22 protein-coding genes and 1 riboswitch are annotated in these 22478 nt (G+C 54.9%); of the genes, 10 read left to right on the top strand and 12 right to left on the bottom strand.

Annotation, left to right across the window (positions count from 1 at the left end):
- The first annotated feature begins 38 nt into the window (after positions 1-38).
- Positions 39-1637 (top strand): EAL domain-containing protein, encoded by a 1599-nt coding sequence (locus GV764_RS09785; RefSeq protein WP_161659991.1) that lies wholly within the window; start codon positions 39-41, stop codon positions 1635-1637.
- Here GV764_RS09785 and yoaE read toward each other — a convergent pair whose 3' ends face one another.
- Complete coding sequence (yoaE, locus tag GV764_RS09780) at positions 1638-3197, bottom strand: CNNM family cation transport protein YoaE (protein WP_161659990.1); 1560 nt, start codon at positions 3195-3197, stop codon at positions 1638-1640. It lies immediately after the preceding gene.
- A gap of 464 nt (positions 3198-3661) precedes the next feature.
- Here yoaE and manX point away from each other — a divergent pair, with 464 nt between their 5' ends.
- From manX to mntP, 5 genes are all read left to right on the top strand, one after another.
- On the top strand, positions 3662-4642 hold the full coding sequence (gene manX, locus GV764_RS09775) for a PTS mannose transporter subunit IIAB (RefSeq protein ID WP_161659989.1): 981 nt from the start codon (positions 3662-3664) through the stop codon (positions 4640-4642).
- Positions 4643-4709: 67 nt separating this feature from the next.
- On the top strand, positions 4710-5510 hold the full coding sequence (locus GV764_RS09770) for a PTS mannose/fructose/sorbose transporter subunit IIC (RefSeq protein WP_125291950.1): 801 nt from the start codon (positions 4710-4712) through the stop codon (positions 5508-5510).
- 12 nt (positions 5511-5522) lie between these two features.
- Positions 5523-6383, top strand: coding sequence for a PTS mannose transporter subunit IID (locus tag GV764_RS09765; protein ID WP_167509382.1), 861 nt, complete (start codon positions 5523-5525; stop codon positions 6381-6383).
- A 63-nt stretch (positions 6384-6446) separates the two neighbouring features.
- Positions 6447-6905, top strand: a complete 459-nt coding sequence (locus GV764_RS09760) for a DUF986 family protein (protein WP_161659988.1) — start codon at positions 6447-6449, stop codon at positions 6903-6905.
- A gap of 198 nt (positions 6906-7103) precedes the next feature.
- Positions 7104-7287, top strand: a riboswitch (yybP-ykoY riboswitch).
- A gap of 1 nt (position 7288) precedes the next feature.
- Complete coding sequence (mntP, locus tag GV764_RS09755; protein ID WP_161659987.1) at positions 7289-7852, top strand: manganese efflux pump MntP; 564 nt, start codon at positions 7289-7291, stop codon at positions 7850-7852.
- On the opposite strand, the gene rlmA is transcribed toward mntP, so the two are convergent.
- The 6 genes from rlmA to mgrB form a co-directional block, all read right to left on the bottom strand.
- Entirely contained in the window at positions 7849-8661 is an 813-nt protein-coding gene (gene rlmA / locus GV764_RS09750; protein ID WP_161659986.1) for a 23S rRNA (guanine(745)-N(1))-methyltransferase, read from the bottom strand. The genes mntP and rlmA overlap by 4 nt on opposite strands.
- Positions 8662-8796: 135 nt before the next feature.
- Positions 8797-9006 carry a transcription antiterminator/RNA stability regulator CspE gene (gene cspE, locus GV764_RS09745; RefSeq protein WP_001062678.1) on the bottom strand — a complete coding sequence of 70 codons (210 nt, stop codon included), beginning with the start codon at positions 9004-9006 and terminating at the stop codon, positions 8797-8799.
- 39 nt (positions 9007-9045) lie between these two features.
- Entirely contained in the window at positions 9046-9162 is a 117-nt protein-coding gene (locus tag GV764_RS09740) for a DUF2627 domain-containing protein (protein ID WP_161659985.1), read from the bottom strand.
- Between the two features lie 502 nt (positions 9163-9664).
- Positions 9665-10666, bottom strand: a complete 1002-nt coding sequence (locus GV764_RS09735) for an MBL fold metallo-hydrolase (RefSeq protein ID WP_161659984.1) — start codon at positions 10664-10666, stop codon at positions 9665-9667.
- A 32-nt stretch (positions 10667-10698) separates the two neighbouring features.
- A complete protein-coding gene (locus tag GV764_RS09730) occupies positions 10699-10986 on the bottom strand; it encodes a YebO family protein (protein ID WP_161659983.1) in 288 nt (95 codons plus the stop codon).
- Positions 10987-11057: 71 nt separating this feature from the next.
- On the bottom strand, positions 11058-11201 hold the full coding sequence (gene mgrB, locus GV764_RS09725) for a PhoP/PhoQ regulatory lipoprotein MgrB (protein WP_161659982.1): 144 nt from the start codon (positions 11199-11201) through the stop codon (positions 11058-11060).
- Between the two features lie 156 nt (positions 11202-11357).
- Between mgrB and GV764_RS09720 the strand changes: the two genes are divergently transcribed.
- The gene (locus GV764_RS09720) at positions 11358-11594 is read left to right on the top strand and encodes a YobH family protein (RefSeq protein WP_161659981.1); all 237 of its coding nucleotides are present in this window, start codon (positions 11358-11360) and stop codon (positions 11592-11594) included.
- Between the two features lie 30 nt (positions 11595-11624).
- On the opposite strand, the gene kdgR is transcribed toward GV764_RS09720, so the two are convergent.
- Positions 11625-12416 (bottom strand): DNA-binding transcriptional regulator KdgR, encoded by a 792-nt coding sequence (kdgR, locus tag GV764_RS09715; RefSeq protein ID WP_125291941.1) that lies wholly within the window; start codon positions 12414-12416, stop codon positions 11625-11627.
- A gap of 196 nt (positions 12417-12612) precedes the next feature.
- Here kdgR and GV764_RS09710 point away from each other — a divergent pair, with 196 nt between their 5' ends.
- Positions 12613-13983: an MFS transporter gene (locus GV764_RS09710; RefSeq protein WP_161659980.1), complete on the top strand. Its 1371-nt coding sequence runs from the start codon at positions 12613-12615 to the stop codon at positions 13981-13983.
- 39 nt (positions 13984-14022) lie between these two features.
- Here GV764_RS09710 and htpX read toward each other — a convergent pair whose 3' ends face one another.
- The 4 genes from htpX to GV764_RS09690 all read right to left on the bottom strand — a co-directional run bounded on the left by htpX (position 14023) and on the right by GV764_RS09690 (position 18442).
- Positions 14023-14904: a protease HtpX gene (htpX, locus tag GV764_RS09705; RefSeq protein WP_125291939.1), complete on the bottom strand. Its 882-nt coding sequence runs from the start codon at positions 14902-14904 to the stop codon at positions 14023-14025.
- Between the two features lie 191 nt (positions 14905-15095).
- Complete coding sequence (gene prc, locus GV764_RS09700; RefSeq protein ID WP_161659979.1) at positions 15096-17141, bottom strand: carboxy terminal-processing peptidase; 2046 nt, start codon at positions 17139-17141, stop codon at positions 15096-15098.
- A gap of 19 nt (positions 17142-17160) precedes the next feature.
- Positions 17161-17847 carry an RNA chaperone ProQ gene (gene proQ, locus GV764_RS09695; protein ID WP_125291937.1) on the bottom strand — a complete coding sequence of 229 codons (687 nt, stop codon included), beginning with the start codon at positions 17845-17847 and terminating at the stop codon, positions 17161-17163.
- Between the two features lie 97 nt (positions 17848-17944).
- Positions 17945-18442, bottom strand: a complete 498-nt coding sequence (locus tag GV764_RS09690) for a GAF domain-containing protein (protein ID WP_161659978.1) — start codon at positions 18440-18442, stop codon at positions 17945-17947.
- Between the two features lie 127 nt (positions 18443-18569).
- Here GV764_RS09690 and yebS point away from each other — a divergent pair, with 127 nt between their 5' ends.
- Both yebS and GV764_RS09680 read left to right on the top strand, forming a co-directional pair.
- On the top strand, positions 18570-19853 hold the full coding sequence (yebS, locus tag GV764_RS09685; RefSeq protein WP_161659977.1) for a membrane integrity lipid transport subunit YebS: 1284 nt from the start codon (positions 18570-18572) through the stop codon (positions 19851-19853).
- Entirely contained in the window at positions 19822-22455 is a 2634-nt protein-coding gene (locus tag GV764_RS09680) for a PqiB family protein (RefSeq protein WP_161659976.1), read from the top strand. The genes yebS and GV764_RS09680 overlap by 32 nt, the downstream gene beginning before the upstream one ends.
- Positions 22456-22478: the final 23 nt, after the last annotated feature.

The following is a 22478-nucleotide window of genomic DNA, read 5'->3' as shown; positions in this document are numbered from 1 at the left end:
TTCTCCACCCTCTGGGGAAGTCCTGAGAGGCTACGGAGATGCAAACAGCCCAGCGCATCATTTACCACTATCGGCGTAGACGATTCATTCTTTGTATAGTGCTTGCTATCCTGACCCTTATCGTGACGCTGGGCCTGCGTTATGTCACTGAGCGCAGCGATAACCGGCATGAAATAGTCGAGTACAGTCAACGCGCGATTGCCTCGCTGGAAAAAGTGTTAGAGCCTATCGAGGTCGCACGAAAATCGCTGGTGACACTGCCCGGCATCCCCTGTGATATGACGCAGTATCAGCTGCGCGAGCAGGCGGCGCGTCTGCAAACGGTTCGTTCTATCGCGCTGGTGAAAGATGGCACGCTGTACTGCTCCAGTATTTTTGGTCACCGCGATATTCCGATTAATCAGTTGCAACCCAAACTACCGTCGTCGTATCCGCTGATGACGTTATCCACTGCCGGTTCGCTGTTAAAGGGTTCGCCGATTTTGCTGCTGTGGGAGCCGTCGAGCCTGGATGGGCAAAGCGGCGTAATGCAGGTGGTGAATATCGAATTGCTGGCAGGGCTGACGCTTCAGCCGCGCCCGCCATTAATCACCCAGGCGGTGCTCAATGTGGCGAATCAATATCTGGTCGGGCAGACCATTTACGATAATCAACTGCCGCTCGCCAGAGGCCACGCTGAGCATCGCTATCACTCCAGCCGCTACCCGTTTGCGGTGATCGCCACCGGTCCGTCACCGGAAAGCGTGGCGCTGCGAAGCTTGCCCGCCCAATTGCCGCTGGCGCTAATGCTCAGCCTGCTGATCGGCTATATCACCTGGCTTGCCAGCGCGACGCGCATGAGCTTTTCCTGGGAAATCAATCTGGGCATCGCCGCCCGGGAGTTTGAAGTCTTTTGCCAGCCGCTGGTGCGGGCGCGCGACCGGCACTGCGTCGGCGTGGAGATCCTGCTGCGCTGGAACAATCCGCGCCAGGGATGGATCTCCCCGGAGGTGTTTATTCCCCTTGCCGAGCAGCAGGATCTGATCGCCCCGCTCACCCGCTACGTACTGGCAGAAACCGTGCGCCAACTGCCTCTCTTCCCGGCGTCGGAGCAGTTTCATATCGGCATCAACGTGGCGGCCAGCCATTTTCATAACGGGGTGATTATTGATGATTTACGCCGCGTCTGGTTCGCCAGTCAGCCTAAACAACAGTTGATACTGGAGTTGACTGAACGCGACGCGCTACCGGACATGGATTACCGCGTGGTGCGCGAACTGCATCAGATGGGCGTGGAACTGGCCATTGACGATTTCGGCACCGGGCAGAGCTCGCTGGCCTACCTTGAGCGCCTGCATCCCAATGTGCTGAAGATCGATAAAAGCTTTACCGCCGCGATTGGTACCGACGCGGTGAACTCTACGGTGACGGATATTATTATCGCGCTGGGTAAACGGCTGCGGATTAATCTGGTGGCGGAAGGGGTAGAGACAGAACAGCAGGAAGGCTATCTGCGCCGCCACGGCGTGGCGATATTGCAGGGATATCTTTATGCGAAGCCCATGCCGATTGCCGATTTCCCGCGCTGGCTGGCAGGTGGCTTACCGCCACCTGCCATTAACAACGATCGACATATGTCAGCGTTAACGCTGCGCTGATTACTCTTCTTCGTCGTGTTCGGGTTCGTCTTTGACGACCCGAACCAAATCCACGCGGTAATCGTTGGCTTCAACGATGGTGATGCGCAGCGGCGCAACGTCCAGCACGTCGCCGACGCGCGGGATCTGGCCGTTAACCGCAATCACCAGACCGGCCACGGTGGCAATGTCGTCTTCGTCATTGACCAGCGTAGACACGTTCACATGCTGCTGCAAGGCGTGCAGGTCGGTACCGCCTTTGACCAACCAACCGTCGCCATCCGCGACGATTTCCGGGGTTTCGTCCGCGTCCGGGAATTCGCCGGCAATCGCTTCCAGCACGTCCAGCGGCGTCACCAGACCCTGCACCACGCCAAATTCGTTAGTAACGATAACGAAGCTGCCACGGGCGCGACGCAGTACGCCTAACAGGTTGATCGGATCCAGGGTTTCCGGCACGACAATCGCCGGGGACTGCGCCGCGATCGCCGCCACGTCCACGCCCTCTTCCAGCGCCACCAGCAATTCTTTGGCGCGCACGATGCCGATAACTTCATCCAGCTCGCCACGGCACACCGGGAACAAACTGTGCGGGGATGACAGCAGTTGCTCGCGGATTTCATCCACGCTCAGTTCCGCATCCACCCAACTGATTTCGCCGCGCGGCGTCATGATGCTGCGCAGGGAACGCGACGCCAGAGTCAGAACGCCGTTAATCATATAACGTTCTTCATGGGCGAAAGCTTCTTCCGGGATCGGCACCATCGCGCTCCCTTCCGCTTCCGGCTGGACGTTGCCTTTCTTGCTGCCGCCCATCAGGCTCAGGATGGACTGCGCGGTTCTGGCGCGCAGCGGCAGCCGCGACTGATGCTTAACGAAGTTGCGACGGGCAATCTGGTTAAACAGCTCGATCAGGATCGAGAAGCCGATAGCCGCATACAGGTAGCCTTTCGGAATATGGAAGCCGAAGCCTTCCGCCACCAGGCTCAAACCGATCATCAGCAGGAAGCTCAGACAGAGCACCACTACCGTCGGATGCTGGTTTACGAAGCGCGTCAGCGGTTTGGATGCCAACAGCATGACCGCCATGGCAATAATTACCGCCGCCATCATCACCGGCAGATGGTTCACCATCCCCACTGCGGTGATCACCGCATCGAGAGAGAACACCGCGTCAAGGATCACAATCTGTACCACGACCACCCAGAAGCTGGCATAGCCTTTACCGTGGGCATCATCATGCTGCTTGTTCTCAAGCCTTTCATGCAGTTCGGTAGTGGCCTTAAACAGCAGGAACAGGCCCCCGAGCAGCATAATCAGGTCGCGGCCAGAGAAGGTGAAATCCATCACGCTGAACAGCGGGCGCGTCAGCGTGACCATCCAGGAAATCAGCGACAGCAGGCCCAGACGCATAATCAGCGCCAGGGACAAGCCGATCAATCGGGCTTTGTCTCGCTGCTTTGGCGGCAGTTTGTCCGCAAGGATGGCGATAAATACCAGGTTATCGATACCAAGAACGATTTCCAGTACGACAAGCGTCAGCAAACCCGCCCAAATCGAGGGGTCCATTAATAATTCCATAACAGGCTCCTGCTGAAGGAATGACTAAACGGCACCGCACAATTCGCGGGCGCAAGAACAGTAGCTAACATTAGGTGTGATGCGTCGGGATGACGAGTGGCCTGAGGACAGGCGGAAGTGAAATGACGTCGGTGACGGTCCATACGGTGGGCTGCTGCCCGCTACTCCTGATCGTTAATAGGAAGCATACATTAGCAAAGGGAATCAGCCTTTTGCAAAGATTTACCAGAATTTGCAATTTTGCTGACACAGTCAGGGTTCATCATTTTTTGCAGCCATTTTTACGGGCCGGCTTAAGCTAAATTACGGATCTTCATCACATAAATTATTTTTTCACTATCTAAAATAAATCACGGATTAGGAATTTGTCTTAATAAACCCCTTATCTGAATCGATTCGGTAAGCCAGTCATGATTCGCGATGCTCTCGTTATGAGGGTGTTAATACAATAAAGGAGGTAGCACATGACTATTGCTATTGTCATAGGCACTCACGGTTGGGCCGCTGAGCAACTGCTCAAAACCGCCGAGATGCTGTTGGGCGAGCAAGAAAATGTGGGTTGGATTGATTTTGTTCCCGGCGAGAACGCGGAAACACTGATCGAAAAATACACTGCCCAGTTATCGAAACTCGATACCAGCCAGGGCGTGCTGTTTCTCGTCGATACCTGGGGCGGCAGCCCGTTTAACGCTGCCAGCCGTATTGTCGTCGATAAAGAGCACCATGAAGTGATTGCTGGGGTCAACATTCCGATGTTGGTCGAAACCTTAATGGCCCGCGACGATAACCCCTCATTCGATGAGCTGGTCGCGCTGGCGGTGGAAACCGGACGCGAAGGCGTTAAGGCGCTGAAGGCGAAACCGGTCGAAAAAGCGCCCCCTGCCGCTGCGCCCACTGCAGCTGCAGCTGCGCCGAAATCCGCGACGCCGGCAAAACCCATGGGTCCGGACGATTATATGATCATCGGCCTTGCCCGTATCGATGACCGTTTGATCCACGGCCAGGTCGCCACCCGCTGGACAAAAGAAACCAACGTTTCGCGCATCATCGTGGTCAGTGATGAAGTGGCTGCGGACACGGTGCGCAAAACCCTGCTTACCCAGGTCGCTCCGCCCGGCGTGACCGCCCACGTGGTGGATGTCGCCAAGATGATCCGCGTCTACAACAACCCCAAATACGCCCGTGAACGCGTGATGCTGCTGTTCACCAACCCCACCGACGTTGAGCGCGTGGTGGAAGGCGGCGTGAATATTACCTCGGTGAATATTGGCGGGATGGCCTACCGTCAGGGCAAAACCCAGGTGAATAACGCAGTTTCCGTGGACAGCAAAGATATCGACGCCTTCAACAAACTGAATGCGCGCGGCATTGAGCTTGAAGTCCGCAAAGTCTCCAACGATCAAAAACTGAAAATGATGGATTTACTCCGCAAAGTGACGCCATAACCGCGGAACCGGAACGACGTTTTTCAGCTTTCACACTTAAGTCTGTCAATGCTATAGGAGAAGTACAATGGAGATTACCACTCTTCAGATTGTGCTGGTGTTCATCGTTGCGTGTATCGCGGGTATGGAGTCGGTACTCGATGAATTTCAGTTTCACCGTCCGCTTATCGCCTGTACCCTCGTCGGGGCCGTACTGGGCGATATGAAGACCGGTATCATTATCGGTGGTACCCTGGAAATGATCGCCCTCGGCTGGATGAACATCGGTGCGGCGGTCGCCCCTGATGCCGCGCTGGCGTCCATCATCTCAACCATTCTGGTTATTGCCGGCCATCAAAGCATCGGTGCCGGTATCGCGCTGGCGATCCCGCTGGCCGCGGCGGGCCAGGTGCTGACCATTATCGTGCGTACCATCACCGTGGGCTTCCAGCACGCGGCGGACAGCGCGGCGGAAAAAGGCAATCTCACCGCCCTGTCGTGGATCCACGTTTCCTCGCTGTTCCTGCAGGCCATGCGTATCGCTATCCCGGCGGTGATCGTGGCGGTGTCCGTGGGCACCAGCGAAGTGCAGAACATGCTGAACGCCATTCCTGAAGTGGTAACCAGCGGTCTGAACATCGCGGGCGGTATGATCGTGGTGGTAGGTTATGCGATGGTCATCAACATGATGCGTGCCGGTTACCTGATGCCGTTCTTCTATCTCGGCTTCGTTACCGCCGCGTTCACTAACTTCAACCTGGTTGCCCTGGGTGTGATTGGCGCAGTGATGGCCATCCTTTACATCCAACTTAGCCCGAAATACAACCGTTCCGCCGCCGCGCCTGCACCGGCCGCTGGCGCTAACGATCTTGATAACGAACTGGACTAACAGGTGAGCGAAATGGTTGATATGACAAAAAGTACAGCGACTACCGGTGAGAAAAAGCTCACCCAAAGCGATATTCGCGGCGTGTTTATTCGTTCTAACCTGTTCCAGGGTTCATGGAACTTCGAACGCATGCAGGCGCTGGGTTTCTGCTTCTCAATGATCCCGGCGATCAAGCGCCTTTATCCGGAAAACAACGAGGCGCGTCGCCAGGCGATTAAGCGCCATCTGGAGTTTTTCAATACCCATCCCTATGTGGCTGCGCCGGTTCTGGGCGTCACACTGGCGATGGAAGAGCAGCGCGCTAACGGTGCAGAAATTGACGATGGCGCGATTAACGGTATTAAAGTGGGTCTGATGGGGCCGCTGGCGGGCGTTGGCGATCCGATTTTCTGGGGTACGGTGCGTCCGGTATTTGCCGCCCTGGGCGCGGGTATCGCCATGAGCGGCAGCCTGCTGGGGCCGCTACTGTTCTTTATCCTGTTTAACGCGGTGCGCCTTGCGACGCGCTATTACGGCGTGGCTTACGGCTACCGTAAGGGGATCGATATCGTTAAGGATATGGGCGGCGGCTTCCTGCAAAAACTGACCGAGGGGGCGTCAATTCTCGGCCTGTTTGTTATGGGGGCGCTGGTCAACAAATGGACGCACGTGAACATTCCGCTGGTGGTGTCGCGGATCACCGATCAGACCGGTGCGGAAAAAGTTACTACTGTGCAAACCATTCTCGATCAGCTGATGCCGGGCCTGGTGCCGCTGCTGTTAACCTTTGCCTGTATGTGGCTGCTGCGTAAGAAAGTTAACCCGCTGTGGATTATCGTTGGCTTCTTCGTGATCGGCATCGTTGGCTATGCGATCGGTCTGCTTGGGCTGTAAGATACGGTTTTCCTGAGGTTGACAACCGGGGGCTTGCTCCCGGTTTTTTATTAGGGAGTTTGCATGACGCTGACGGACTGGGTTCTGATCCTGTTTATTCTGGTGCTGCTGGCCTTTGCCATTTATGACGACGTTATCATGGCGAAACGTAAAGGCGCCACGCTGTTAACCATCCCCCTGCTACGCCGCAGCCGCGTCGACGGCGCGATTTTCATCGGGCTGGTTGCCATACTGATTTATAACAATGTCACTTCAAACGGCGCGCCGTTAACTACATGGCTATTAGGCGCGCTGGCGCTGATGGCGATTTACCTTTTTTGGTTTCGCCAGCCGAAAATTATTTTCAAACGTCATGGCTTTTTCTTCGCCAACGCCTGGATAGAATATAACCGCATTAAAGCCATGAATTTATCGGAAGACGGCGTACTGGTGATGCAATTAGAGCAGCGGCGTCTGTTAATTCGGGTGAAAAATATAGACGACCTGGAAAGGATTTATAAATTTCTCGTTAATACTCAATAAGTTAAATAATAGCCTTGTCTATATTTACGGTGCTTTTTTACACGCAAACATAGCCACGGCTATATTATTTTGAACACAACGTAAAACTATTTATTAACCTTTTGATCACTAATACCATCAAATGAAAATCGTTATCAATTAGTTGAAAAAATAACAACTTTTGTGGGTTGTTTTATATTTCCTGAATATGGTACTGTTGCGCCCGTCATTGGGGAGTAGCTAATTTCCGCAGTTGCTGGAAATGTACGTGTCAACATACTCGTTGTAACAACGTGGCGCGTACGGACTGAGAGCCCTCTTAGTCAGGCGAGACCATAGGCACATTCACTGCTGATTACCGGGGCAGTGGCTGTGTATATGGAGATCCCGGTCAGGACGCTTTGATGAATCTTTCCGCAACCCTTCTGCTCGCATTCGGCATGTCGATGGACGCTTTCGCCGCATCGATTGGCAAAGGCGCAACCCTTCACAAACCCAGGCTCTCGCAGGCGATACGCATTGGCCTGATTTTTGGCGTTATCGAAACCCTCACCCCGCTGATCGGCTGGGCACTGGGCCTTTTCGCTTCAAAATTTGTGCTGGAGTGGAATCACTGGATCGCCTTCGCCCTGCTGATGTTCCTCGGCGTGCGTATGGTCGTTGAAGGCGTGCGCGGCGGTTCTGAAGAAGAGGCAACGCAGCTGCGCCGTCACAGCGTCTGGTTATTAGTCACCACCGCGTTTGCCACCAGCATCGACGCAATGGCCGTCGGCGTTGGTCTGGCGTTTCTCCAGGCCAATATCGTCTATACCGCACTGGCGATTGGCTGCGCGACGCTGATAATGTCCACGCTGGGCATTATGCTGGGCCGCTTTATCGGCCCACTGCTGGGCAAGCGCGCCGAAATCCTCGGCGGGCTGGTATTGATGGGTATTGGCGCGCAGATCCTCTGGAGCCACTTCGCCTAACTGTCGCGTTGCCAGACGCGGATACAGAAATCGGTTTCACAATCAAAGACTTCCACCGCGCTCAGCGTGGCCCATACCTCCGGGCGCGCTCGCCAGGCAAATGGCGTCATCTGCAACAGCGCGACGGCATGCTCCGCCTTCAGGGCCATTGCGTAAGCAAGCTGAACCTCTTCCATTAACGTAAATCCGGCGAGCGCTTCACGTTCGGTGGCGTGCAGTTTGATGTCATCGTAAATCAGCCCCTTCAGCTGCATCAGATGACGCGGACCGGGAACTACGGTAAGCACACATCCGCCAGGCTTCACGGCTCTTGCCAGTTCTTCCGCTTTGCACGGGGCGTAAATACGGATTACCGCATCCAGCGAGGCGTCCGGGAATGGCAAACGATGGCTGGAGGCAACGCAAAAAGTCACGTTCGGGTAGCGCTTAGCCGCGTAGCGAATCGCGATTTTTGACACATCCAGTCCGCAGGTTTTTGCCCCATGGGTTAACGCCACTTCGGCGAAGGCTGCGGTGTAATACCCTTCCCCACAGCCAATATCCAGTACAGCGTTGGCTTGCTCAGGAAGCGTCTTTTCGAGTAGTTCAGCGACCCGCTGACGCAGCGCCTGATAATGTCCGGCATCAAGAAACGCGCGGCGCGCCTGCATCATTTCGGCATTATCGCCTGGCTGTTTCGAGTGTTTAAACTGCACCGGCAGCAAATTCACATACCCTTCTTTGGCTTTGTCGAACTGATGGCCCTGCGGGCAGGCGTAACGGGTGGGCTTTTCGCTCAGCGGGGCGTGGCAAAGGGGGCAGGTAAACATAACAACTCCGGGTGATTTAAAGCGCGCAAGTGTAGCCTGAATTGCCACGCAGCGGTAAGAGCCAGAAACAAAAAAGCCTCGCTAAGCGAGGCTTTTTAGAGAAACGATGCCTGGGGCACCGCATCAGAAATTCGATCAGATAGCAGTAACGTTTACAGCTGCCGGGCCTTTCTGGCCGTCCTGAATTTCGAACTCTACGTTCTGGCCTTCAGCCAGGGTTTTGAAACCGTTACCCTGGATGGCAGAGAAGTGTACGAACACGTCTTTGCTGCCGTCAGCAGGAGTAATGAAACCAAAACCTTTAGACTCGTTAAACCACTTCACTTGACCTTTGATCTTTGCCATTTTGCAAATTCCTTAAATTGTATTCTTCGCCCGCAGGCTTCATTGAGATAAAACTGAGACATTACTGCATGAGGCACTAATAAAAGGTTCGGCAGAGAAGCAGTATTCAACGACAACGTGTTTACTCAGGACTTCTATACTGAAAATGCCACACATAAACAGAACTATACCTCGTTTGACCCAAAAAATGTTATCACACACAACGTATATAATGGCAAGCCATTTTTAAACGCGTATCGATCTGCCGCACAAATCAATAAGTGACTACGGCTGCCCCAGAGGCAACACGTAACACGCTGATATGATAAGCCTTGAGCACAGGGTCTTTCGGCAACCACACAGCGAGCAGACAACCTTTTTAACATAGCGTAAACCTGGAATGTCGTCCACGTCACAGGGCAAAATTTGCTATAAAAAAGAAGAATCTTGCGATAGAGAGCCAATTAACAGGTTCAGAACAAAGGGTATTGCCCAATCTGTGGGAATCATCACAACATTAACCAGATGTGCATTACAATCGCATTAACGAAAATACGTTAAATAATTGCACCAAAATAATGACAGGCTAATGACAATGTATGAGTAAAGTGCAGAAATAGTTTCCAGCTACTTTGTGCAGGATATATTTTCCCCTGAGAAATAACTTAATAATTATTCCTTATATGTCACGCTCTTTAAAGGGCACATAGTGACCAATCTTAACGGGCGTGAAAATACCCGGCTTCTCGCCGGCAACGTCTAACGCCGTAAGCAATTCTTCCGGCGGCCTGTCCAGCGACTCATCCGCCAGTTCGAACACGCCCCAGTGAATCGGCACCGCGAGCGGCCTGTCGAGGTGTTGCCATAGCTTAACGGCGCTGCCTGGATCCATATGATGCGGAGCCATAAACCAGCGGGGCTCATAGGCGCCGATGGGGATGGCGGCAAAATCAATGGATCCAAGGCGCTGGGTAATCTCGTGAAGGAACGGATGATAACCGGTATCTCCGCAAAACCAGGCCCGAAATCCGCTATGCTCAATCGCCCAGCCGCACCACAATGAGCGGTTGCGATCCCACAGGGTGCGCATACTCCAGTGCTGCGCCGGGACAGCGGTATACACCAGACCGTTTAGCGTGTACGCCTGCCACCAGTCGAGTTCAACCACCCGGGTAATTCCGGCACGGGTGAACCAGGCCTTTAATCCCAGAGGAATAAACCAGGTCGCATGGGGAGAATGGCGACGTAAAAAACGGACCGTCGCGCTATCCAGGTGATCGTAATGATTATGCGAGATGAGCACTGTATCGACGGGCGGCAGCGCTGTCAGATTAAACGGTAACGGCGACTTCCGCTGGGGACCATAAAAGCTAAACGGCGAGGCGCGCTTAAAAAAAACCGGATCGGTTAATACCCGTTGACCCTGTAAAGAAAACAGCAGCGAGGCGTGGCCCAACCACCATACGCCATCCCCTTGCTGATTAAATTCCGCAGGTTGCCACCACTGTTCAATAAAGCCGGCGTAACCCTTTTGCGGTGGGTGCGGATAGCCGTTAGCTTTGCGCTCTTTTTGCCAGCGCTGATAATCGCCCGCGCGAGGTCCTGCCGGATGCAGATTACGAAAGCCGCCCTTAAGATGATGGGGCTGCGAGGGATCGTACCAGGGATTTATCCAGACCACGCGGCATGACCTTGGGTAATGAAAAGAAAAACTTAACGTTCGGCGACCAGACGAATAAATCCGTCTTCGTCGTCTTTCCTGGACTGTGCTGGCGCTTCTTCAGCCTGCTGTTCTGGTTCAGTGGCTTCACAAATGCGGCGTAGCAGCACTGTCTGCCGCTTTTGCTGTTCGAGCAACGCTTCCAGCAGAGCGATCTGCTCATTTGCCTTGACGCTGGCGCGATTGACGAAAAACCACACCACTAACCCAACCACCAGAACCAGTAAAGAGAACGCCATCGATGCAAGATTAAGCGCACCGGAATTGATCATGTCATTCATAAAAACCACCTCAGTAAAGCGCAGTAGTGTAGCACCGGACGACCGCGATCACATCGGCAATGCCAAAACATTTACCAGGGAATATATTTGTTAATCACGCAAATTCCGCTGAAGAACTGAACATCCTGATCGCACATCACATTCAACATCTGCGCCCACAAAACCAGACCCAATAGCAACGCAACGATCAGCAATGCCCATTTCACTTTTTTCACTGACAACTCCAGTTTGACTCATATTCCAGCCAGATTAGCACGCGGATCTTAAACCAATCATCACGCTACTAATAACCCCGGCAATTAAGAAACATCAGATTGAGAATTACGCCTGCGCTGGCATGCTGTGTACCGCATGCTAACAAGGGGAAGTCTATGCGATTGATTATCCGTGCTATCGCCGTGGCGGCAATTCTGTGGCTTGCGCTGTTATTGAGCGGCTACGGGATCTTAATCGGCAGTCATAACAACGTGGCGGGTCTCGGGCTGCAATGCAAATATATAACGGCGAGGCAGATCGTAACCGCGCAGTTTATTCATTCGGAGAGTGGGATTGTCGGGATTTCGCAGTGCCCATTGCTGCGCAAAAGCGAAACTGTCATCGATAATTAACGAAACCGCAGCCTGGGCTGCGGTTAATCATCAGAACGGGTAGTCGTTGTAACCCAGCTGTTCGGAAATTTTCCGCGCCGCGCCGTGCAGCATGGCAACGTACTCGTGCAGACGCTCTTCAGAGAAGCGCAGCGTTGGGAAAGAGATACTCAGGCCGGCAATGACAAAACCAAAGCGGTCGAACACCGGTACTGCGATGCAGCGCAGCCCTTCTTCCTGCTCTTCGTTATCTTCGCCAAAACCCTGCTCGCGTACCATATCCAGTACCGGCAGCAGCGCTTCAGTGCTGGTCACGGTGCGCGGGGTGCTCTGCTTGTATTCCACTTCAGAGAGAATTTGCTTCACCTCTTCGCGGTCGCGCCATGCCAGCAAGACTTTACCGATCGCGGTACTGTAAAGCGGGTTGCGACGGCCCACGCGGGAATACATGCGCAGGTTATACATCGAGTCGATTTTGTGGATGTAGACAATGCTGTCTTCATCCAACGCACCCAGGTGAATTGTCTCTTTTGTCAGGTTAGACAGCTCGCGCATCTGGATATCCGCGCTGCGAATCAGATCGACGTTCTGCAACGCTTTCGCGCCTAACTCAAACAGTTTCAGCGTGAGGGAATATTTTTCGGACTCCCCTTCCTGGGCCACATATCCTAAGGATTTCATAGTCTGCAAAAAGCGGTAAACCGTGCTTTTTGACATCATTACGCGTTGGGATAACTCGGTGATGCCGATTTCACGCTCTTCGCCCAACGCCTGCAAAATACCGAAAACTTTCAACACAGATGAAACAGAATCAGGCTGTTTATCCAAATCTGCGATTGCCATTCATCACCTCAGATCGCATTTGTTTTATAAAAATTAGAACCGGTTTTTATTATAAGGAGCTGGCCCCGCCGCCGCAATGTATCTATGAGCTGGCGTTATAAATCTGCGACGCAACACTTAATTATCTCTGACGCCGCTTTTCAGGCTAAAGTAATCGGTTTACGGCTCCTGACTTTCTTTCTGAGCGGCACAGTTAATGGAAAAATCGGTTACTGATGGATTACCCATCCCCCAGCGCTACGGCGCCATTCTGACCATCGCCATTGGGATTATGATGGCGGTGCTTGATGGCACTATCGCGAACGTGGCGCTGCCCACTATTGCCCATGAGTTACACGCCTCGCCAGCCAGCAGTATCTGGATAATTAACGCTTACCAGATCGCCATCGTCACGTCGCTTTTGACGCTCTCTTTCCTGGGCGATATGTTTGGCTACCGCCGCATTTATCAGTATGGCCTGGTGGTTTTCACCCTCGCCTCACTGTTGTGCGCGTTGTCGCGCACGCTGGAAATGCTCACCGTCATGCGCATCCTGCAGGGGTTTGGCGGCGCGGCACTGATGAGCGTCAACACGGCATTGATCCGCGTGATATACCCACAGCGCTATCTGGGCCGGGGAATGGGGATCAACTCGCTGATCGTGGCCGCCTCCGCCGCAGCCGGGCCCACCATCGCCGCCGCAATTTTATCCGTGGCGACCTGGCACTGGCTGTTCTTAATTAATATCCCGCTTGGCCTGATTGCCCTGGTGCTGGCGCTGCGCTATTTACCGGCCAATACCCATACCTCTCAGCAGCGATTCGATCTGCCGAGCGCCGTAATGAACGCCCTCACTTTCGGCCTGCTGATTACCGCGCTGGGTAATTACGCCCAGGGCAATGTCAACTGGCTGCTTGCGGTACAACTGTTGGCCCTGCTGGTGACTGGCACCGCTTTTGTTCGCCGTCAATTACGCTTGCCGGTTCCGCTGCTGCCGGTGGATTTACTGCGCATCCCGCTGTTTTCACTCTCTATTGGCACCTCGATTTGCTCCTTCACCGCGCAAATGCTGGCGCTGGTATCGCTGCCATTTTTTATGCAAACCACCCTCGGGCTGAGCGAAGTGCAAACCGGTCTGTTGCTGACGCCCTGGCCGCTGGCAACCATGGTGGTCGCCCCGCTGTCCGGTTATCTGGTCGAGCGTATTCACGCCGGGCTGTTGGGCGGAATTGGCCTGGCGGTGATGGCGGCGGGTCTATTTGGGCTGGCGTATTTGCCGGCGAATCCGGGCGATCTGGATATCATCTGGCGCATGGTGCTGTGCGGTGCCGGGTTTGGATTGTTCCAGTCGCCCAATAACCACACCATTATCTCCGCCGCGCCGCGCAACCGCAGCGGCGGCGCCAGCGGAATGCTGGGCACCGCGCGTTTGCTGGGCCAGAGCACCGGGGCGGCGCTGGTGGCGCTGATGTTTACCCACTTCAGCGGCAGCGGCGAGCACGCTTCATTAATGCTGGCCGGGATACTGGCGGCGCTGGCCGCGCTGGTGAGTATGCTACGCATCCCGATGGGTAAATCCGGCGCATAAAAAAAGCGTGCCGCGGCACGCTTTTTTACCTTCTAAAAATTAATTCAGATACTGCCCGCTACGCAGGGCTTCAATACGTTTATCCAGCGGCGGGTGGGTCATAAACAGTTCGCTCAGCGATTTTGATTTGCCGTTGATGCAAAACGCCATCATGCTGCTGGCCTCCTGCGGTTCGTAGCTGGTTTTCAGGCGCTGCAGCGCGGCGATCATTTTCTCGCGGCCCACCAGTTTCGCGGAGCCCGCATCAGCGTGAAATTCACGGTAGCGGGAGAACCACATGGTGATGATGCTCGCCAGAATACCAAACACCAGTTCCAGCACCGTCGCTACCGCAAAATAGATCAGCGGGTTGCCGTTACTCTGTTCGCCGTCATCGCGGTTACCGGACAAAAAGCCCGACGCAATTTGCGCGATGATACGCGAAATAAAGATAACGAAGGTGTTCACCACACCCTGGATCAGCGTCATGGTCACCATATCGCCATTGGCGATGTGGCTAATTTCGTGGGCGATCACCGCTTCGGCTTCGTCACGGCTCATGTTTTGCAGCAGACCGGTGCTTACCGCCACCAGCGAAGCATCACGGCGCGCGCCGGTGGCAAAGGCGTTAATGTCCGGCGCGTGATAGATCGCGACCTGCGGCATCGCAATGCCCGCCTGGCGCGACTGCTGCGCGACAGTATCCATCAGCCAACGCTCGGTGGCGTTACGGGGTTGCTCAATGACTTCCCCGCCCACTGCACGCAGCGCCATCCACTTCGACATCAACAAGGAAACAAACGAACCGCCAAAACCAAATAACAGCGCCATAATCAGCAAGCCCTGAACGCTGCTGGACTGAATCCCTGTCAGGCTGAGCACCAGGCCGAACACGACCATGACCGCCAGGTTAGTTAACAGGAAAAGCGCGATACGCATCATAATTTTCTTTTAACCTCAATTTAACAGTCGCGTTATGCGATTACTCACATCGTATGGCTAAACGGGCTGTTTTCAAGCCTGAGACATCGCCAAGTTACTAAAAATACGTAACTTTACATTTTGTCGCATTCTTCTTACGGGAAACAGAGGCAGGTAAAAAAACAGGCACAATTTCTTGTGCCTGTTGGAGATTACTTACTTGCGGCGGGCTGTTCAGCAGGTTTCGCTTTATCCAGTTTCGCCAGGTCCAGCGCGATATGGACGGTTTCATCAAGATACGGATCCGGCTCCTGATAATCCTTCGGCAGGTCGTCCAGTTTCTTAAGCGGCGGTTTGCCTTCGCGTTTGTACCGGTCATTAATCCGCGCCAGGCGAGTCGCGTCGTCTTCGTCGTTCTCTTTCTCACGCTGCTGCAGGTTCAAAGAGATGAAGTTACGCTTCTCCTTCAGGGCATTGTAGCGAGCAATATCCTTGATGATGTACTGGAACTCAGGATCTTTGGCGATGCGTTCATCGTGCGCCTTCAGCAGTTCCGGGCCAAACGGCGTTAAGTCACCGGATTTGACGTAGGTTGCCGCATCAACGCTATCCCAGGGCAGCGCATTATCTTCAAACTTCTCGCCGGTTTCGGTCTCTTCATTACCGGTCGGCATGATGATATCCGGGGTCACGCCCTTACGCTGGGTACTGCCGCCATTCACGCGGTAGAACTTCTGAATGGTGTACTGTACTGAGCCGAGAGCAGGCCATTCCGGACGCAGCATCTGATCGTAAATGCGGTTCAGCGAACGGAATTGCTGAACGGTGCCTTTACCGAAGGTCGGCTCGCCGACTATCAGCGCACGGCCGTAATCCTGCATCGCTGCGGCGAAGATTTCCGACGCCGAGGCGCTAAAGCGGTCAACCATGACAACCAGCGGCCCTTTGTAATAAACCACGCCGTCGGTGTCGCTGTCTTCACGCACTTTGCCGTTGTTATCACGCACCTGCACTACCGGGCCGCTCGGGATAAACAGACCGGAGAGCGATACCGCTTCGGTCAACGCCCCGCCGCCGTTGGTGCGCAGATCGATAATCACCGCGCTGACGTTTTGTTTCTCAAGTTTCTGCAGCTGGACCTTGACGTCATCCGTTAAGCCCACGTAGAAACCCGGAATATCCAGCACGCCGACTTTCTGCTTGCCGACGGTTTTCACGGTCATTTTCACCGCGCGATCTTCCAGACGAATGCGTTCGCGGGTCAGCGTCACGGTGCGGGTTTTGGTGCCTTTACCCGCAGGTAAAATCTCCAGGCGCACCTTGCTGCCTTTCGGGCCTTTGATCAGCGCCACAACGTCGTCGAGACGCCAGCCGATCACGTCCTGCATCGCCTGACCGGTTTGCCCGACGCCGACAATGCGGTCGCCCACGGTAATGGCTTTGCTTTTCGCTGCCGGACCGCCTGCCACCATGGAGTTAATCACGGTGTAGTCGTCATCCATTTGCAGCACCGCGCCAATCCCTTCCAGAGACAGGCTCATTTCGGTATTGAACTGCTCGGTGTTGCGCGGCGAAAGGTAGTTGGTATGCGGATCGATTTCGTGCGCAAAGGCGGTCATCGCCAGCGAAAAGACGTCTTCGCTGTTGGTTTGCGCCAGGCGACGAATCGCGAATTTATACCGCTTGGTCAGGGTTTCGCGGATCTCTTTGTCCGTTTTACCGGTCAGTTTCAGGCTCAGCTCGTCATATTTGACTTTGCTGTCCCATAACCTGTCGAGCTCCGCTTCCGTTTTCGGCCACGGCGCTTTACTGCGATCCAGCTCGTAGGTGTCGTTGCCGGTAAAATCCATCGGGCGCTCAAGCACTTTCAGTGCGTACTGAAAGCGCTCGAAGCGACGTTTTTGCGCCAGATTATACAGATCGTAAAAGACCGTGAGCTTGCCGGTACGCAGCTCATCGCCCAGCACATTTTTCTGCTTCGCATACTCTTCGATATCGCTGGCCAGCAGCACGTTATGGCTGTAATCCAGCAAATTCAGATATCGGTCAAAGATTTTGGCGGAAAAGGCGCCGTCCAGATCGAACTGACGATAATGGGAACGGGTGAAGCGCGAGGTGACGCGCTCGCTCACCGTCGCGTGCTGCGTCTCTTCCTTCAATACCGGAATTTGCGACGCTTTGGTGATGTCTTCAACAGCCACCGCATGGCCTGCTAATAATAACAGGCCCGCAGCGGTAAGCTTAAGAAATGTGTTCATGCCCGGGTTGGCCTCCGTATCAGAACAATAAATGTTCTGCGCGTACAAGCATCGACATACCAGAAGTCAACTGTACACGGACGCCATCTTTGGTGATTTCTTGTACAGTGGCATCCATCGCATTATTCCCCGCTTTGACCTTAATCGCCTGGCCTACGGACAGGGCGGTAATGTCGGAAACCGGAGTATGACGCTCTTCACGAACGGCCTGAGGCGCTTTAGCGGCCGGTTTTGCCGGACGCGGTTTGCGCTCTGCATTTTCAGCGCGACGCGGCGCCGGGCGCGGTTTGCGCTCACGACGCGGGGCTTCAGGCTGCTCGCCGGCGGCAATCGCCGCTTCGCGTTTTTTGGCCTGCTGCTCGGCACGCTGTGCCTGGACGCGCGCTTTGGCTTCTTCAAGCTGTTTGCGCGCATGTTCGACGTGCTGTTCGTCAAGCTCGCCGCACGGATTGCCATCCAGGTCGACGCGGGTCGCGCCAAGCTTGATGCCGTACAGATAACGCCAGCTTGAGGTGTAAAGACGCAGGGCTGAACGCAGTTGGGTTTTACTGAGATTCATCTCCCCTTCTACGCGCGCGACCAAATCCTGAAAAATGCCGATTTTCAGCGGACGCGCTTCGCCTTCAGCGCTAAAGCACTGGGGAAAACGTTCGGCCAGAAAGGCGATAACTTCTTTACTGCTGTTCAACTTAGGTTGATTTTCCATGAAATTTCCTGATTACAACGGACGTTGCCAACGTGGCGCAGGCATGAACAGGCGTCATTATAATGACGCCATCAGCAATTGCCACGTTATCCGTTGCTTATCCTGCACGAGTCGCAAATAATTTTGTGTAATCCGTCCCGGCAAGCACCGTTTCAAGGCGCTTCACCAGCTCACGCAAGCCCTGCTCGTCTTCAGCGTCGAAGCGGCCAAACACGGTGCTGTCGATATCCAGCACGCCTGTGATTTGTTGATTAACGGTGACTGGCAATACGATTTCCGCATTACTCGCGGAATCGCAGGCGATATGGCCGTCAAAAGCATGAACGTCTTCCACGCGCTGAACGCTGTGGGTGGCGACCGCCGTGCCGCAGACGCCTTTGCCAACGGGAATACGCACGCAGGCGATTTTCCCCTGGAACGGCCCGAGTACCAGCGTGTCGCCTTCCAGCAGATAAAACCCCGCCCAGTTTACGCCGTCTAACCGTTCGAACAGCAGCGCGCTGGTATTGGAAAGCGTCGCCAGCGCACTGGTTTCCCCTGTCATGAGAGCCTGAAAATCACGGTTAAGGTCCGCGTAGAATTGTGTTTTGTTCATTTAATAATCACTTAACTGATAAATACAATAACCTGCCTGTTAAAATAAGCATTAAATGCGCTTATGCTCAAGATGAATCATTTCATGATTTAATATAAAGATATCTAAATATAACTCTGACCATTAAATGGCCCTGAAACCTAAAACGGCATTAAACAACGCAAAGCTCACGATTCATGCGATGAGCGAGCCTTTGCCCCAGGCACATTATCAGCGATGTCCGCAGTGCGACACGCTTTTTATGTTGCCGGTTGTGAAGTCCACACAAAGCGCTTACTGCCCGCGCTGCGATGCAAAACTGCGCGATGGCCGCGACTGGTCTCTGACGCGTCTGGGCGCGATGGCGATCACGATGATCGTGCTGATGCCCTTCGCCTATAGCGAGCCGCTGCTGCGCGTTATTCTGCTCGGCACCCGCATCGACGCCAGTCTGTTACAGGGGATCTGGCAGATGGCCAGCCAGGGCGACCCGGTTACTGCGGCGATGGTATTCTTCTGCACCGTGGGTGCCCCCGGCACGCTGGTGGCCGCCATCGCCTACTTATGGTTCGGCAATATTCTCGGCATGAATTTGCGCCCGGTCCTGCTGATGCTGGAAAGGCTGAAAGAGTGGGTAATGCTGGACATCTACCTGGTGGGCATCGGCGTGGCGTCGATTAAAGTCAGCGATTACGCCTATATGCAGCCGGGCATCGGCCTGGTGGCGTTCTTCCTGCTGATGCTGCTGAGCATTCTGACGCTGATCCACCTTAACGTGGAGCAACTGTGGGAGCGATTCTATCCGACGCGCCCGCCGCGCACGCCCAAAGCCACCCTGCGCGTCTGCCTTGGTTGCCATTTTACCGGCGAACCGGATGAGCGCGGCCGCTGTCAGCGCTGCCACGTACCGCTGCGCGAGCGCCGTCGCCATAGCCTGCAAAAAACCTGGGCTGCGTTGATTGCGGCGATGGTATTTCTCCTCCCGGCGAATTTGCTGCCGATATCTATTATTTATGTCAACGGCGGTCGTCAGGAGGACACTATCCTGTCGGGGATCGCCTCGCTGGCGAGCAGCAATATTGCGGTTGCCGCCATCGTGTTTATCGCCAGTATCGCGGTGCCGTTCGTTAAAGTGCTGGTGATGCTGACGCTGCTGATCAGCATCCATTTCAAATGCGAGCAAGGGCTGCGCACCCGTATCCTGCTGCTGCGCTTTGTCACCTGGATTGGCCGCTGGTCAATGCTGGATTTATTTGTGATTGCGTTAACCATGTCGCTGGTGAATCGCGATCAGCTTTTGGCTTTTACTATGGGACCTGCCGCGTTTTATTTCGGCGCAGCGGTAATATTGACTATTCTTGCTGTTGAATGGCTGGACAGCCGCTTACTTTGGGACGCACATGAGTCAGGAAACGCCCGCTTCGACGACTGAAGCGCGAATTAAAACGAAACGCCGCATTTCCCCGTTCTGGTTACTGCCGATCATCGCCCTGATGATCGCCGGATGGCTTATCTGGACCACGTACCAGGAACGAGGCACCACCGTCACTATCGACTTTGTCTCTGCCGACGGCATTGTTGCAGGCCGAACGCCCGTGCGCTATCAGGGTGTAGAAGTCGGTACGGTCCAGGATATTCGCCTGAGCGAAGACCTGAATAAAATCGCCGTGACGGTGAGCATCAAAAGCGATCTGAAAGACGCGCTGCGCACCGATACCCAGTTCTGGCTGGTCACGCCGAAAGCGTCGCTGGCGGGTATTTCCGGGCTGGACGCGCTGGTAGGCGGCAACTATATCGGCATGATGCCGGGCAAAGGCGAGCCGCAAGATCATTTCACCGCTCTGGATACTCAGCCCAAATATCGGCTGGATAACGGCGATTTAATGATCCACCTGAAAGCGCCCGATCTCGGATCGCTGAATACCGGCTCGCTGGTCTACTTCCGTAAAATTCCGGTAGGCAAGGTGTATGACTACACTATCAACAACAGCGCCCAGGGCGTCACTATTGATGTGCTGATCGAGCGGCGCTTCACCCATCTGGTGAAAAAAGGCAGCCGTTTCTGGAACGTCTCCGGGGTGAAAACCGATATCAGCCTGAGCGGCGCGCAGGTCCAGCTGGAAAGCCTGGCGGCGCTGGTCAACGGGGCGATTGCCTTTGATTCGCCGGAGGGTTCCAAAGAGGCGGATCAGGAGGACGAATACGGCCTGTATGAAGATTTGGCCCATAGCCAGCGCGGCGTACTGATAAAACTGGATTTGCCGAGCGGCGAAGGCTTAAAAGCCGACTCCACCAAATTGATGTACCAGGGCCTGGAAGTCGGCACGCTGACCAAACTCAATCTCAACCCCGGCGGCGCCGTCACCGGAGAAATGACGGTCGATCCTGGGGTAGTGAATTTACTGCGTGAAGGCACGCGCATCGAGCTGCGCAACCCGAAAATATCCCTGGAGAACCCCAGCATCAGCAGCCTGTTGACCGGCAGCACCTTTGAACTGGTGCCCGGTGAAGGGAAACCGCGCAACCACTTTGTGATCCTGCCGGGGGATAAAACGCCGTTGCAGCAGCCGGGCGTGGTCACGGTGGCGCTCACCGCGCCGGAAAGCTACGGCATCGACGCCGGCCAGCCGGTGATCCTGCACGGTATTAAAATCGGCCAGGTGCTGGAACGCAGCTTAACCGCCAAAGGCATCAACTTTGCGGTCGCCATCGACCCGCAATATCGCGAGCTGGTCAAAGGCGACAGCAAATTTGTGGTTAACAGCCGCATCGATGTCAAGGTGGGGCTGGACGGCGTGGAATTTCTGGGCGCCAGCGCCGGTGAGTGGATCAGCGGCGGTATCCGCGTGCTGCCGGGCAGTAAAGGCGAGCTGAAAGAGAGCTACCCCCTGTTTGCCAATCTGGAAAAAGCGGTAGAAAACAGCCTGAGCGACTTGCCTACCACCACCATGACGCTGAGCGCCGACAGCCTGCCGGATATTCAGGCCGGTTCGGTGGTGCTGTATCGCAAATTCGAAGTTGGCGAAGTGATCTCGGTGCGTCCGCGCGCCAACGCGTTTGATATTGACGTTCATATCAAGCCCCAGTATCAAAATCTGGTGACCAAAAACAGCGTATTCTGGGCCGAAGGCGGCGCGAAAGTGCAGCTGAACGGCAGCGGGCTTACCGTCCAGGCTTCGCCGCTGTCGAGGGCGTTAAAAGGCGCGATCAGCTTCGATAACCTGAGCGGCGCGTCGGCTAACACCGACAAAGGCAACAAGCGGACGCTGTTCCCGTCGGAAACCGCGGCCCGCGCCGTGGGCAGCCAGGTGACGCTGCACGCTTTTGACGCCGGTAAACTGTCGGAAGGAATGCCGATCCGCTACCTCGGGATCGATATTGGCCAGATACAATCCCTGAAGCTGATCACCGAACGCAACGAAGTGCAGGCCACTGCGGTGCTGTATCCGGAATACGTGAAGACCTTTGCCCGCAACGGCACCCGCTTCTCGGTGATCACCCCGCAAATATCCGCCGCCGGGGTGGAGCATCTGGATACCATCCTGCAGCCCTATATCAACGTGGAGCCAGGGAAGGGCAATCCGCGCCGTGACTTTGAGCTACAGGAAGCGACCATCACCGATTCTCGCTACCTCGACGGCCTGAGCATCGTGCTGGAAGTGCCGGACGCCGGGTCGCTGGCCATCGGTACGCCGGTGCTGTTCCGCGGGATGGAAGTGGGTATTGTCACCGGCATGGTGCTGGGTAATCTGTCCGATCGCGTAATGGTGGGCTTACGCATCAGCCAGCGTTATCAGCATCTGGTGCGCAATAACTCGGTATTCTGGCAGGCCTCCGGCTACAGTCTTGACTTCGGCATCATCGGCGGCGTCGTGAAAACCGGGACCTTCAACCAGTTTATCCGTGGCGGCATCGCTTTCGCCACGCCGCCAAGCACGCCGCTTTCTCCGAAAGCCCAGGCGGGGAAACACTTCCTGTTGCAGGACAGTGAGCCGAAAGAGTGGCGTCAGTGGGGCACCGCCCTGCCGCGTTAATCTCCCTCTGCCCCGGTGCGATG

The organism is Atlantibacter hermannii, from assembly GCF_009907385.1.
Lineage (GTDB): Bacteria > Pseudomonadota > Gammaproteobacteria > Enterobacterales > Enterobacteriaceae > Atlantibacter > Atlantibacter hermannii_A.
The sequence above is the reverse complement of the archived record's forward strand: the minus strand, read 5'-3'. Positions and strand labels throughout refer to the sequence as shown.